15 protein-coding genes are annotated in these 13338 nt (G+C 58.5%); 8 read left to right on the top strand and 7 right to left on the bottom strand.

Annotation, left to right across the window (positions count from 1 at the left end; genetic code table 11):
* The first annotated feature begins 67 nt into the window (after positions 1-67).
* A complete protein-coding gene (locus ACZ47E_RS13475) occupies positions 68-682 on the top strand; it encodes a transglutaminase-like cysteine peptidase (protein ID WP_004439350.1) in 615 nt (204 codons plus the stop codon).
* Between the two features lie 57 nt (positions 683-739).
* On the opposite strand, the gene mbfA is transcribed toward ACZ47E_RS13475, so the two are convergent.
* The gene (gene mbfA / locus ACZ47E_RS13470) at positions 740-1723 is read right to left on the bottom strand and encodes an iron exporter MbfA (RefSeq protein WP_006699734.1); all 984 of its coding nucleotides are present in this window, start codon (positions 1721-1723) and stop codon (positions 740-742) included.
* 140 nt (positions 1724-1863) lie between these two features.
* On the opposite strand from mbfA, the gene ACZ47E_RS13465 reads away from it, so the two are divergent.
* Together ACZ47E_RS13465 and ACZ47E_RS13460 are read left to right on the top strand one after the other, a co-directional pair.
* A complete protein-coding gene (locus ACZ47E_RS13465; protein WP_022555454.1) occupies positions 1864-2337 on the top strand; it encodes a group III truncated hemoglobin in 474 nt (157 codons plus the stop codon).
* 184 nt (positions 2338-2521) lie between these two features.
* On the top strand, positions 2522-3625 hold the full coding sequence (locus ACZ47E_RS13460) for a TRAP transporter substrate-binding protein (RefSeq protein WP_004439343.1): 1104 nt from the start codon (positions 2522-2524) through the stop codon (positions 3623-3625).
* Between the two features lie 7 nt (positions 3626-3632).
* Here the strand turns inward: ACZ47E_RS13460 and ACZ47E_RS13455 are convergent, their stop codons facing one another.
* Complete coding sequence (locus ACZ47E_RS13455) at positions 3633-4727, bottom strand: helix-turn-helix domain-containing protein (RefSeq protein ID WP_278067489.1); 1095 nt, start codon at positions 4725-4727, stop codon at positions 3633-3635.
* A 140-nt stretch (positions 4728-4867) separates the two neighbouring features.
* On the opposite strand from ACZ47E_RS13455, the gene ACZ47E_RS13450 reads away from it, so the two are divergent.
* Positions 4868-5941, top strand: a complete 1074-nt coding sequence (locus tag ACZ47E_RS13450; protein WP_278067157.1) for an alpha/beta hydrolase family protein — start codon at positions 4868-4870, stop codon at positions 5939-5941.
* A gap of 18 nt (positions 5942-5959) precedes the next feature.
* Here ACZ47E_RS13450 and ACZ47E_RS13445 read toward each other — a convergent pair whose 3' ends face one another.
* The 3 genes from ACZ47E_RS13445 to ACZ47E_RS13435 form a co-directional block, all read right to left on the bottom strand.
* On the bottom strand, positions 5960-6478 hold the full coding sequence (locus tag ACZ47E_RS13445; protein WP_278067156.1) for a GNAT family N-acetyltransferase: 519 nt from the start codon (positions 6476-6478) through the stop codon (positions 5960-5962).
* A 19-nt stretch (positions 6479-6497) separates the two neighbouring features.
* Positions 6498-7079 (bottom strand): helix-turn-helix domain-containing protein, encoded by a 582-nt coding sequence (locus ACZ47E_RS13440; RefSeq protein WP_004439336.1) that lies wholly within the window; start codon positions 7077-7079, stop codon positions 6498-6500.
* An 89-nt stretch (positions 7080-7168) separates the two neighbouring features.
* Complete coding sequence (locus tag ACZ47E_RS13435) at positions 7169-7570, bottom strand: ketosteroid isomerase-related protein (protein WP_142182024.1); 402 nt, start codon at positions 7568-7570, stop codon at positions 7169-7171.
* Positions 7571-7642: 72 nt separating this feature from the next.
* Between ACZ47E_RS13435 and ACZ47E_RS13430 the strand changes: the two genes are divergently transcribed.
* The 3 genes from ACZ47E_RS13430 to lepA are packed head-to-tail and all read left to right on the top strand — an operon-like array spanning position 7643 to position 11003.
* Positions 7643-8251, top strand: a complete 609-nt coding sequence (locus ACZ47E_RS13430; protein ID WP_464016878.1) for a GNAT family N-acetyltransferase — start codon at positions 7643-7645, stop codon at positions 8249-8251.
* Entirely contained in the window at positions 8248-9117 is an 870-nt protein-coding gene (locus tag ACZ47E_RS13425; protein ID WP_464016877.1) for a carbon-nitrogen hydrolase family protein, read from the top strand. The genes ACZ47E_RS13430 and ACZ47E_RS13425 overlap by 4 nt, the downstream gene beginning before the upstream one ends.
* A gap of 59 nt (positions 9118-9176) precedes the next feature.
* Positions 9177-11003 (top strand): translation elongation factor 4, encoded by a 1827-nt coding sequence (gene lepA, locus ACZ47E_RS13420; RefSeq protein WP_003524495.1) that lies wholly within the window; start codon positions 9177-9179, stop codon positions 11001-11003.
* A gap of 71 nt (positions 11004-11074) precedes the next feature.
* Here lepA and ACZ47E_RS13415 read toward each other — a convergent pair whose 3' ends face one another.
* The gene (locus ACZ47E_RS13415; protein WP_006699741.1) at positions 11075-11482 is read right to left on the bottom strand and encodes a DUF2000 family protein; all 408 of its coding nucleotides are present in this window, start codon (positions 11480-11482) and stop codon (positions 11075-11077) included.
* A gap of 94 nt (positions 11483-11576) precedes the next feature.
* On the opposite strand from ACZ47E_RS13415, the gene ACZ47E_RS13410 reads away from it, so the two are divergent.
* Positions 11577-12353 carry an AraC family transcriptional regulator gene (locus ACZ47E_RS13410; RefSeq protein WP_034496341.1) on the top strand — a complete coding sequence of 259 codons (777 nt, stop codon included), beginning with the start codon at positions 11577-11579 and terminating at the stop codon, positions 12351-12353.
* Here the strand turns inward: ACZ47E_RS13410 and ACZ47E_RS13405 are convergent, their stop codons facing one another.
* Positions 12354-13241 carry an NAD(P)/FAD-dependent oxidoreductase gene (locus ACZ47E_RS13405; RefSeq protein ID WP_035206602.1) on the bottom strand — a complete coding sequence of 296 codons (888 nt, stop codon included), beginning with the start codon at positions 13239-13241 and terminating at the stop codon, positions 12354-12356.
* Positions 13242-13338: the final 97 nt, after the last annotated feature.

The raw sequence follows: 13338 nt of genomic DNA, 5'->3' as shown, positions 1-13338 counted from the left end.
TTGCTAAAGATTGACTCCTGCCCCCCAACCCTCTTAACTTTTCATTAAGAATTAAGGGACGGGTTTCATGATGAACGCACCGCTGGCGCGTGCGCTGCTGTCTGCAGTTGCCGCCGGGCTAATGACTGCTGCCTCCGCCATGGCGGAAACCAAGGGAAGCCCTTCCATGGTGACGGGCGGGATCACCTCCCAGCCGATCGGCCATTACGAGTTCTGTCAAAAATATGCCGACGAGTGCAACATTCGCAGCAAGGCGACGCCGCCGCCACGCGTCACCGACTATGGCTGGGGCGTCATTCGCGAGGTCAACACCTCCGTCAACACGACCATCGTGGCGATGACCGACCAGGAAATCTATGGCAAGGACGAGGTCTGGGAATACCCGACAACCGCCGGCGATTGCGAAGATTTCGTACTGCTGAAGCGCAAGAAGCTGATCGAGCGTGGATTTTCCGTGGCCGACCTGCTGATAACAGTCGTTCGCAAGCCTGATGGTGAAGGTCATGCGGTGCTTACCCTTCGCACCACGGATGGCGACTATATTCTCGACAATCTCACCGACGACGTGAAGCTCTGGACCGACACAAACTACACCTATCTGAAGCGGCAGGCGTCCTTTAATACGGGCCGCTGGGTTTCCATCGAGGATGGTCGGGACGTTCTGGTCGGCGCGTTGCGCTGATCTGCATGAAATCGATTATATCGAAAAGCCCGCGGCACGCGCCGCGGGCTTTTGCCTTTAGCCATTGCCGATGATAATGCCGGCCGCCAGCACCAATGAGCCACCGAGGACCACCTGAAAGACGGCGCGCAGGAATGGCGTTTCCATGAAGCGGTTCTGAATGAAGGCGATAGCCCAGAGTTCCACGAAAACAACGATCGCGGCAATAGCCGTGGCTGTCCAGAAATGCGGGATGAGATAGGGTAGCGCGTGGCCGAGGCCGCCAATGGCCGTCATGATGCCCGATGCCAGGCCGCGCTTCAGTGGCGAGCCTCGACCGGAAAGCTTGCCGTCATCATGAGCGGCTTCCGTAAACCCCATGGAGATGCCCGCGCCGACGGAGGCGGAAAGACCGATGAGGAAGGTCTGCCAGGTATCCTGTGTGGCAAAGGCCGCTGCAAAGATTGGCGCCAGCGTCGACACGGAACCGTCCATAAGCCCGGCGAGACCCGGCTGCACATAGGTCAGGAGGAACTGACGCTTGGCGGTCTCCTCTTCTTCCGTTCTGCCGTTTTCATCGAGATGTTTTTCCTCGAGCATATGCGCGATATCCTCGTGGCCGCGCTCTGCCTCCGCCAGATCACCGAGCAACTTGCGCGTCGAAGCATCCGTGGTGCGCTTGACGGCTTCGTCGTAAAAACGGATTGCCTGCGCTTCCATCAATTCCGCCTGGGCGCGAATTTTTTCCAGTGAGAGATTCTTCACCAGCCAGTCCGGTGTGCGTTCGTAGAAACCACGCACATGTTCGCGGCGTATCAACGGTATGGTTTCTCCGAAGCGGCGGCGATGCATGTCGATCAACACGTTTCGATGCTGCTGCTCGACCTCGGCCATGTCGTCAAAAACCTTCGCCGATTGAGGATATTGCGCGCGCAGGTGATCGGCATAGGAGCGGTAGATGCGAGAGTCATCTTCTTCCGACGAGATGGCGAGCGCCAGGATTTCCTGTTCGCTGAGGGAGGAAAAGGGACGTTTGGAAAGCGAGAAAAGACTGTGGAACATGGCTGAAACCTTTTTAGAATAATTCTAAATACATCCACATCACCCCGCGATCAAGCCATCTTAGAATAATTCTAATCAGTCAAAGCGCCGCATTGCCGATGGCAGCGCAGCGGCGTAAATTCGTCGGGAAAGGATCGATGATGCAGAACCCAGCCGCGGCAAGAGCCGCCCACAGCGCAGAAATTCAGGACAGGGCAGAAAAAGCGATGGCGGCTATCGGTGTCGATGCCCGTTTCATCGATCTGCTGGTGGAAACATTTTACGGTCGCGTGCTGGAGCACCCCGCGCTCGGGCCCGTTTTCGATGCGCGGCTTGCAGGCCGCTGGCCGGAACATATGGCCAGGATGAAGCAGTTCTGGGCGGCCGTCGCGTTCAAGAATGGCGGCTATGGCGGCAAGCCGGTCCAAGCCCATCTTGGCGTAAAAGGCATGACCGCCGAGCTTTTCCCCCAATGGCTTGCGCTGTTTTCCGCCACACTCGATGACATTGCACCGGGCAGAGAGGCGCACGACTGGTTTATGGAAACCGCTGAACGCATCGCCAGAAGCCTGACCCTCTCGCTCTTTTACAATCCGGCGCTCGATGATCCCGCGTTGACGCGATCGTCGTCTTAGCCGCAAGGCGCGGGGCCTGGTACGGCACCTGATTGCAGAGTTGGAACGATGACGAAGCGCCGCGCAGGAGCGCGCAGGTTTCGAACATTCCCTCTTGATGGCCGCAAGGATAAATGTTTAGTAGCCGGCGGGAGGCGTACCGTGCGGTTCGCCTGTAATATGAAGCATAGCAGGGCTTATCGACATGGATCGCAGATCATTTATCCGCAAGGCTGGCGCCGTGGGCGCCGGTGTTACCGCAACGGCGCTGGCCGCTCCGGCCATCGCACAAGAAAATCCCAAGATTACCTGGCGCATGACGTCGTCCTTCACCAAGGGCCTCGACATTCTGTTCGGCGCGGGCCAGATCGTCGCCGATCACGTTAAGGAAGCTTCCGGCGGCAATTTCGTCATTCAGCATTTCGCGGGCGGCGAGATCGTGCCGGCCCTGCAGGCCGCGGACGCGGTGACAGCCGGAACCGTCGAAATGGCGCATACATGCGCCTATTATTATGTTGGCAAGGACCCGACCTTCGCGCTCGGGACCTCGGTTCCCTTCGGCCTCAATGCGCGCCAGACGAATGCGTGGTTCAACCAGGCCGGCGGCAACGAGCTGCTCAATGAGTTCCTTGCCCAGCACAATATCTACTCGATCCTGCTCGGCAACACCGGTGCCCAGATGGGCGGCTGGTTCCGCAAGGAAATCAACACCATCGACGACCTCAAGGGTCTGAAGATGCGTATCGCCGGCCTCACCGGCCAGGTGATGCAGAAGGTTGGCGTGACGCCGCAGCAGATCGCCGGCGGCGATGTCTACGCCGCGCTCGAAAAGGGCACGATCGACGCCACCGAGTTCGTCGGCCCCTATGATGACCAGAAGCTCGGCTTCTACAAGGTCGCGAAATATTACTATTACCCCGCATGGTGGGAAGGCGGCCCGGCCGTTCATGCCTTCGTCAACCTGCAGAAGTTCAACGAACTGCCGGAAAACTACAAACGCATCCTGAAAGACGCCTGCGCCGCGGGCAGCGCCAGCATGCTGGAACGCTACGATGCACGCAATCCGAAGGCGCTGAAGGAATTGGTAGCGCAGGGCGCGATCCTGCGCCCCTTCAGCCAGGAAATCCTCGATGTCTGCCACAAAGCGGCGCAGGAAACCTATGCGGAGATTTCGGCCAAGAACGAGAGCTTCAAGAAAATCTATGAGAGCCAGCAGGCCTTCAAGAAGGATGCCTATCTCTGGGCACAGATCGCCGAATACACCTATGACACCTACATGATGATCCAGCAGCGTAACGGCACGCTCTGATCGACAATCATTTCCCGACGATCTTCAGACGGTCATCCGGCATCTGCCGGGTGGCTGTTTTGTTGGGGGAGACCAGTTTCCACACCTGCCGTTCCCGCCAGTCGACCGGGCTCATGCCGGTGACGCGGCGAAATTCCCGGTTGAAGTTGGACTTGGTTTGAAAGCCGGAAGAAAACATGATCGATGTCACCGATTGCTCCGTCTCCTCCAGCAACCGGCAGGCTTCGCGGATGCGCAGCTGGTTGACATATTGCGAGACGTTGACGCCAAGCGAACGATTGATCGCACCCGAAATCTGCCGGCTCGGCAGGCCGAGGCGTCTTGCTAGGCGCGACAGGTTGAGATTTTCGTCGCGGTAGAGCGCCTGCGACGTCATCAGGCGATCGAGGCCCGCAACAATCTCGCGGTCCTGTTGTGATGGTTCCGAAGGAGGCGGCACCTCTGCCGGCGGCTCCGCGGCCGCTTGCGACGCCTTGCTTTTCCCGGCCATGGCCGCCATCAGCCCGATCAGCAACAGGCCGAAAAGATTGGCGTTGCTGACGAGCGCCGCGACGTTCTCGCCATGTGCCCATTCGAAATCGAGAAACACCAGAAGATCGAACATCGCGGAAACGCACAGCGCCACAGCAGCGATGATGAGCGCCTTGTGTGCCGAAGCGACGCTGGCGAATTGCGCCTCGTCCAGCCCATCAGGCCCTTTTCTTCCGAGCAACAGCAGGGCAGTGGCATGGCCAACGAAGAGGGCAATCAGGCCAAGATCGATAGCGACCGGGAATGTGAATTCCAGAAGAATGATCAGCAGAGGGGACAGGGCGAGGCTTGCCAGCATGGCTCTTCTGCTTTCCGGCCCCACCTTCATCAGGCCACGAAAGGCAATGTACACAAGTGGTGGTAGGCAGGCGGCCAAGACCGGCAGCACGTATCGCACCAGGCTCACACCATATCCCCAGCGCAGGCCGACGAGCACAGACTGCACGGCGCAAAGGGCGATAAGCGCCAAAAATACGCGGCTTGTCCGCACATCGTCTCCGCTTCGAAAGAAGACGATGAACATGACCACCAACAACAGCGCCACGACGAAAGGCAGGGGAATGAAAAGCACGATAACCATCCCGGAGCGAAACCTTGTCGCACTTCATGGACCAGATCGCGTTTCGGTACGACCTTTAACGCGATCAAGGACGCAAAAAATACGTGGCGGCGCAGATTGAGCACCGTTCTTCCCAAACACACGAGGTTTTCATGCGCCCTGTCACCACCATAGCGACCATGTTATTTTCCGCTTTCGTCACTCAACCGGTTTTTGCGTCGGACGCCGTCGGCATCAGCGAAACTACCGTCCATTCGCCAGCTCGCGGCAAAGACCTTGCTCTCACCGTCTGGTATCCATCTGACGGAAAGGGCACACAGGCGCCTTCCGGCGAGGACCGAATTTTTCAGGGCACGCCCGTGTTCAAGGATGGTGCGGTGAAAACGGGCCGTTTGCCGCTCGTGCTTCTGTCCCACGGCTCGGGTTCAAGAGTGTCCGGCATGGCATGGATCGCCGCGAAGCTTGCGAGCGAGGGTTTCATCGTCGCCGGCACCAACCATCCCGGGACCACCAGCGGCGATTCCACGCCCGCCGATACGCCGAAAATCTGGGAGCGAACGGACGATCTCTCAACGATCATTACTGTCATGACGGCAGAAGGCAAGTGGTCGAATGCGATCGACACGAAGAGGATCGGTGTTCTCAGCTTCTCGCTGGGCGGCAGCGCGGCGATGGAGATTGCGGGTGCGCGCGCCGATCTCGATGCCTATGCCCGCTATTGCGAGGACTATTCTTCGATGATGGATTGCCAGTGGTTCGCCGGCGGCCGGGGTTACCTCAATGGCGAGCCGGTCAGCGTTCCGAAGCTGGATATCAAAACCCTCGACAAGGCCCGTTTTGAGCAGCAGAACCGCGATCCCCGCATTCGCTCCGCCGTGCTGATCGATCCCGGCCTGGCGCTGGCTTTCAAACCGGAGAGCCTGAAAGCGATCGATATTCCGCTGACCTTCATCAATCTCGGCAGCAAAGGTAAAATTCCGCCGGCCGTGCTTGCGGATAAACTTGCAGACGACGTGCCCGGCGCGACCTATCTGCGGGTGGACGACGCCAACCATTTCAGCTTCCTGCCCCTCTGCAAACCGGATGCCGATGCATTTCTCAAATCCATCGGCGAGCGTGATCCGATCTGCGAACCGGCCGGACCACGAGACCGCGCGGATATTCACGCACAATTGGAGACGATGATCCTTACAGCTTTCAACCGCACGCTGAAGCCGGGCCAGTGAGGCTGCAGTCTCAAAGGCCTAGCCGATCCGCTTATAGAACAGGGTCGTGCTGCAAAAGCGTCCATCCGGAAACAGGGCGTAATCCGGAATGACGCCGACCCGTTCCCAGCCGAAACGGGGATAAATCGCCTCTGCATCGCTGCCAGTTGCCGTATCCAGAACCAGAAGGGTACGGCCACGTTTTGCCGCTTCCTCCTCCACCCTTTGCATGAGCTTGCGGGCGACGCCAAGGCCTCGGGCGGATGGGTGCACGAGAAGTTTCATCAGATCGCCGCGATGCGGCTGGTTGGGTTTGGAGGCGAGCGCCACCTGCACGGTGCCGACCACCTTGCCATCCACTTCCGCTACCACATGAATAGTCGCACCCTGACCTGACGCTTCAGCCACGGATCGCCAAAAGGGTTCGGCATCCTGCGGGGAAAAGGGCAACATGAAGCCGACGGAGGCGCCGCTGTTCACGCAGGCGGCGAGGACTTCGCAGAGTTCTGGCAGGGCATCGATGGTCTCTTGCCCGTTCAACATGCGGATGATGGTCATAAAAACTCCTGTGGGGAAATCAGCGCTGTCTTTGATCCAGCACAACGGCATAACGAGCAGGTTTTTCGGAAGGATTGTGGAAGACGTGCCCTTCTCCGACCGGCATGAAAAGGCAATCGCCCGGCTCCAGCCGGTGAACGTTTCCGCCGCTCGTCATTTCCAGCACGCCTTCAAAAAGCCAGACATATTGCGTCATGCCCCGGCTTGCCGCATGCGGCGGAAAACCGACGCGCGCGCCGGCTGGAAATTCGACTTCGACAATATCGACATCCGATCCCACACGCGGCGGGGAAATGGCGCGGCGGACATAGCCTGTCTCGGGATCTTTCCAGAGCTGCTGGTCGCGCTTTCTCACCAGCGGAGAAACGGTCTCTTCATTTTCGGCGAAGAAACCGGAGAGCGACAGGCCAAATGCCGCGCAGATGCGGGCGAGCAGCGACGCGGTGGGGCTCGCCTCTCCCCTTTCAATACGGGAAATCATGGCGCGGCTGACGCCCGATTCGGATGCAAGCCTGTCCAGCGTCAGGCCGCTTTCAGCCCGCAACGTTTTGATACGCTCGCCGATCGAGCGTTCGAGAATGTGATCTTCGTTTTCCATCATATGAGAATTTCACTCTCACATGATGGAGTCAATATCCTTCATAGTGGAAATTGTCATTTTTCCGCCGGGTGCTTATCGGTAAATAGGCCTCAGGCGCCGACCTGGGCAATCCAGTCATTCAGATTATAGTAGTTCGTTACTCGACTAACCTTTCCATCTTTCAGATCAAAAAAGGCGCCGGCCGGCAGCACATATGTCTGACCGTTCGCCTCGGGCAACCCTTCGTCAGTCTTGAGATATTCGCCATTGACAATGAATTCGGCGGACGCGCGCTTTCCATCCTCGCTCGCCATGATCACCATATCGGTAAGGTTTTCCTTATAGCAGCGGTTCATATGATCCATGAAGGACGCAAAGGCGGCCTTGCCGGTCTGGCGCTCGCCCTGATTAATGTCATGCACCACCTCATCGTGAAGCAGCGCCAGGAAGGCATCCATATCCTGACGGTTGAAGGCTTCGTAATAGGCGCGGATGGTCTCGGCAGCGGTCATCGTCTTCTCCGTTCATGCTTGCGCGGGTGTTCCATGACGGTATAACCAGTGCAACCGAGAGTGAAAATGCCCATGACCGTCGAAATCAAGTCTCTTTCCGGCATTGACGCCACACCTTATTTCGATGACCTCGCGCGCCTGCGGATCGAGGTGTTTCGCGCCTTTCCGTATCTCTATGACGGCTCGCTGGAGTATGAGCGCAAATATCTTGCGACCTATGCCGATACGGACGGGGCGATCTTCGTGCTGGCGCTCGATGACGGCAGAGTGGTCGGCATGTCCACCGGCATGCCGATGGCCGCCGAAACCGGCGAGGTGAAAACGCCATTCGTGGAAGCGGGCTACGATCCGGACCGGGTATTCTACTTCGGTGAAAGCGTGCTGCTTCCCGGCTATCGCGGCCACGGCGTCGGCGTGCGCTTCTTCGAGGAGCGGGAGGCACATGCAAAGCGGCTCGGCTTCAACCAGTGCACCTTCTGCGCTGTCGAGCGGCCTGCCGACCATCCCCGCCGGCCGACGGATTACGTGCCGCTCAATGCCTTCTGGGAAAAGCGCGGTTATCGCCACCACCCCGAGCTGCATACAAGCTTCATCTGGCAGGACCTCGACGAAAGCACCGAGAGCCCCAAACCCCTGTCATTCTGGATGAAGACCATCCTTGCCGGAGATGGAGACACATGACACGCCTCGCCGCCAGCCAATATGCCATCGAGCTGATCGAGACATGGGAGGCCTATACCGCCCATCTGTCCGCCGTTGTCCGCGAGGCCAAGAGCGAGGGCGCAGAACTGCTGCTGCTGCCGGAATATTCGGCGATGACGCTGACCGGTCAGTTGCCACCCGACATCCGTTCTGATCTGCACCGTTCCATCGAAGAGATACAGCCGATGATCCCCTCCTGGGTAGAGCTATGCGAGGAGCTGGCGCGGCAACATCAAATTCTGTTCCAGCCCGGCAGCGCGCCGGTGAAGGACCCGGACGGCAAATTCCGCAATCGCGCGTGGCTTTTCGGTCCGGATGGACTGATCGGTTATCAGGACAAGCAGATCATGACCCGCTTCGAACGGGAGCAATGGAACATCCATGCCGGCGTCGAGGGCCTTAAAGCGTTTGATACGCAGATCGGCAGGCTGGGCATTCTCATCTGTTACGACAACGAGTTCCCGATGCTTGGCCGCAGGCTGGCGGAACTCGGCGTCGAACTGGTCCTCGCGCCCAGTTGCACCGATACCCTCGCGGGTGCCTATCGGGTCCGCATCGGCGCGCAGGCGCGGGCGCTGGAAAACCAGTATGCCGTCCTGTCATCGCCCACCGCCGGGGAAGCGCCATGGTCCCCGGCCGTCGATGAAAATCGTGGTCGCGCTGCTCTTTACGTGCCGTCGGACTACGGCATGCCAGCATCCGGCATCGTCGCGGAAAGCGAAAGTGATGCGGTGACGCAAAGCAGCCTTTTGATCGCCGATATCGATCTTGCCACAGTGGCAAGGCTGCGCACCGAGGGGCAGGTCGCCACCCGCCGTGACTGGCCGGAGCAATTTGCGTTTTAGAAGGCTTTTAACCAAATTCCCGCTTTGCGGCATGACAAGCCCCTGCTATAGCGCGGAACATGAGCACAAATTCGACCCGCACGCCCCTGGACCATATCCGCAACTTTTCGATCGTAGCCCACATCGATCACGGCAAATCGACGCTGGCCGACCGGTTGATCCAGTCGACAGGCGGCCTCGCCGAACGCGACATGTCGGAACAGGTGCTCGATTCGATGGATATCGAGCGCGAGCGCGGCATCACCATCAAGGCTCAAACCGTGCGCCTGCATTACAAGGCGAATAACGGCGAGACCTATGTGCTGAACCTCATCGACACACCCGGCCACGTCGACTTTGCCTATGAAGTCTCCCGCTCGCTTTCGGCCTGCGAAGGTTCGCTGCTGGTGGTCGACGCTTCGCAGGGCGTGGAAGCCCAGACGCTCGCCAATGTCTATCAGGCAATCGACAATAATCATGAGCTGGTCACGGTGCTCAACAAGATCGACCTGCCTGCGGCCGAACCCGACCGCATCAAGGAACAGATCGAGGAAGTCATTGGCATCGATGCTTCCGATGCGGTGATGATTTCCGCCAAGACAGGTCTTGGCATTCCCGATGTTCTGGAAGCCATCGTCCACCGCCTGCCGCCGCCGAAGAGCGAAGTCGGCGAAAACGGGCCGCTGAAAGCGCTGCTTGTTGACAGCTGGTACGACACCTATCTCGGCGTTATGGTTCTCGTGCGCGTCATCGACGGCGTGCTGAGCAAGGGCCAGCAGATCCGCATGATGGGCTCGGGCGCGAAATACGGCATCGAGCGCGTCGGTGTCCTGACCCCGAAGATGGTCAATGTCGATAGTCTCGGCCCCGGCGAGATCGGCTTCATCACCGCCTCGATCAAGGAGGTGGCCGATACACGCGTTGGCGATACCATCACCGACGACAAGCGCCCGACGGCGCAGGCCCTGCCCGGCTTCAAGCCCGCGCAGCCCGTGGTGTTCTGCGGCCTCTTCCCGGTCGATGCGGCCGACTTCGAAGATTTGCGCGCGGCGGTGGGCAAGCTTCGCCTTAACGACGCCTCCTTCTCCTTCGAAATGGAATCGTCTGCCGCTCTTGGCTTCGGTTTCCGCTGCGGCTTCCTGGGCCTGCTCCATCTCGAAATCATTCAGGAACGCCTCGAGCGCGAGTTCAATCTCGATCTCGTCGCCACCGCCCCTTCGGTTGTCTATGAAATGACGCTGACGGACGGCACGGAAAAGGAACTTCACAACCCGGCCGACATGCCTGACGTGGTGAAGATCAAGGAAATCCGCGAACCGTGGATCAAGGCGACGATCATGACGCCGGACGAATATCTCGGTGGCATCCTGAAACTCTGTCAGGACCGGCGTGGACTGCAAACCGAGCTGACTTATGTCGGCAACCGCGCGATGATTACCTACGAGCTGCCGCTCAACGAAGTGGTGTTCGATTTCTACGACCGTCTGAAATCGATCTCCAAGGGTTATGCCTCGTTCGATTACAACATCATCGATTATCGCGAAGGCGATCTTGTCAAGATGTCGATCCTCGTCAATGGCGATCCCGTCGATGCGCTTTCCATGCTGGTCCACCGCTCGGCGGCCGACCGGCGCGGGCGCGGCATGTGCGAAAAGCTGAAGGAACTCATTCCGCCGCACATGTTCCAGATCCCGATCCAGGCCGCCATCGGCGGCAAGGTTATCGCCCGCGAAACCGTGCGCGCGTTGCGCAAGGATGTAACGGCGAAGTGCTACGGCGGCGATGCCACACGCAAGCGCAAACTTCTGGACAAGCAGAAGGAAGGCAAAAAGCGCATGCGCCAGTTCGGCAAGGTCGAAATTCCGCAGGAAGCCTTTATCGCCGCTCTGAAGATGAACGACGAATAAGCGGCGAAGTACCGCGATTGCTTTTGAAAGGGAGGCTTGCGGCCTCCCTTTTCCTTTCAAAAACACCGTTCTCAGGCGTGCAGCTTCGCGCCTTTTGTAATCTTGTCGACGATTTTCTTATCGGCTCTAAGCGCCATTCCGACAACCTTTGCGGTTTCCGGAGAAAATTCCGAGAAGACCTGACGGTTCGCCGCGTCGTGTCCGGTGGAGAACATTTCCTCGATATAAAGCGATGTCGTGACATCACGCTCAAGAGAACGCTGATGGATTTTGCGCAACGCCTCCTGATCCGCGGCCATCACGACAATCGGCTGGACAGACAGAGGATTGTAGACGTTCCCCGCCCTGTCGCGGTATGGTTCCCCGATGATCTCTCCGGTCTGAGCTACGATCCCGGACATGAGAAATGCGGTGACGTTCAATTTTTGCCAAACGGCAAGGTCGTCACGAAGGACGACGGCGATCTTGGTATCAAACATGCGAACTCAATCTGGCTGTGGTTACGAACGAGAAGCAATCCTACAGCCTCTGCATGCCACCGATCTTGAACGTTCGTGCAAATTCGAGGGCATCGTGCAGGCCCCCGCGAGCGACGGTTTCGAGCGCATAGAAGCGCGCTTTCACGGTAATGCTTACGCGCCGCACCGGCATGATACCTATGCGCTGGGCGTTACGCTCTCAGGCGTTCAGACCTTTTCCTATCGTGGCGCATCGCATTTCAGCATGCCCGGAAATGTGATCGTGCTGCATCCCGACGAAGTTCACGATGGCGGCGCCGGCACGGATGAGGGCCTGCGCTACCGCATGCTTTACCTTCCGCCTGAAAAGATGATGCAGGCAGGACATAAGTCGCTGCCTTTTTCCAAACATCCCGTTATCGAGGACGAGGCCTTTCGCCTATGCCTGATCGAAGTGCTTGCCAACCTCGAAAGCGAGCCGGACAATCTACTTGTGACAGACTGGCAGGCGCGACTTGCGGATCTGCTCTGCAAACATTCGAATGAAAGAACTGGGAATATCAAGCGAGTTGACAGGGCGGCCGTCCTGCGGTGCAGGAATTACCTGCTGGAGAACAGCGCCGCAACCGTGGGGTCGGAAGAGCTGGAAGAGATAAGCGGGCTCGACCGCTTTACGCTTTTTCGGCATTTCCGTTTCCTGTTCGGAACGAGCCCGCACCGTTATCTCATCATGCGGCGGTTGGAAAAATGCAAGGAGATGATGCGGGCCGGTGGCAGCCTTGCGGAAACAGCCTTCGCCTGCGGGTTCGCGGATCAGGCACATTTCACGCGGCATTTCAAAAATGCCTTCGGCATGCCACCGGGGCGCTGGCTCAACCTCGTTTCACACTGATCATTGCGGAAACAGGATCGACCGATGCGCCGCCGCACCGGCCATTGCGCCGTCGCCAACCGAAAGGGCCACAGAGCCGGCAGCCCTTGCCACATCGCCGCAGGCAAATATGCCGGCAATGGTGGTCTGTTTCATCGGATCGGTAACGACGGTCGATCCCATTGGTCCTTCCTCGATGGCGCAGCCGAGTTTTTTTACCCAGTCTGAGGCGATACGCAATTTCGGCTGGGTGAAAAGGCCCGCCAGTGCAACATTACGCCCATCCACCAGAGCGATATCCGCATGTCCGGCGATTTCCCGGATATGCGTTTTTTCCACATGGACCCCGCGAGCAGACAGAAGCGCATCCTGATCAGCATCCGGCTCGAAGACGCCATTGGTAAAGAAGGTGGTCTCCCCCCAGTCCGGGAGCATCAGTGCATGATGTATGGCCAGAGGTGAAGCCGCGATAACGCCGATCTTTCCCTGATCCAGTTCGTAGCCATGGCAATAAGGGCAGTGGAAAACAGAGGACCCCCAGCGGTCCTTCAGCCCGGCTATATCCGGAAGTTCGTCGGTGACGCCCATGGCGAGAATGAGACGGGCGCCGCTTTCACGGCGACCGCCATCGATTTCGACCTCAAAGTCACCAAAAGTCCCTTCCGCATCCGTTACGCTGCCCCGCGCCCACTCGATCGTCGGGTAACGCTCGATCTGGCTGCGTGCCTCGCTCACGATTTCGCCGGGCGCCTTGCCGTCCTGCCCAAGAAAACCATGGGAGTGGCTGGCAAAGCGATTTCGTCTTTCGCCTGCGTCCACAACCAGAACCCGCTTCCTTGCGCGGCCCAGCTGCAGGGCGGAGGATAACCCGGCGTAACTGCCGCCTATTATGATCACGTCGAATTTCATGATGCACCCATGTTTTGAGGCCGACCGTAACCGCGGTCCATATCATGCTACTTATATTGTTACATGAAAGATCGAGTCAATGGTCATGCAACTTATA

Source organism: Agrobacterium sp. 5Ca39, from assembly GCF_055382365.1.
The sequence above is the reverse complement of the archived record's forward strand: the minus strand, read 5'-3'. Positions and strand labels throughout refer to the sequence as shown.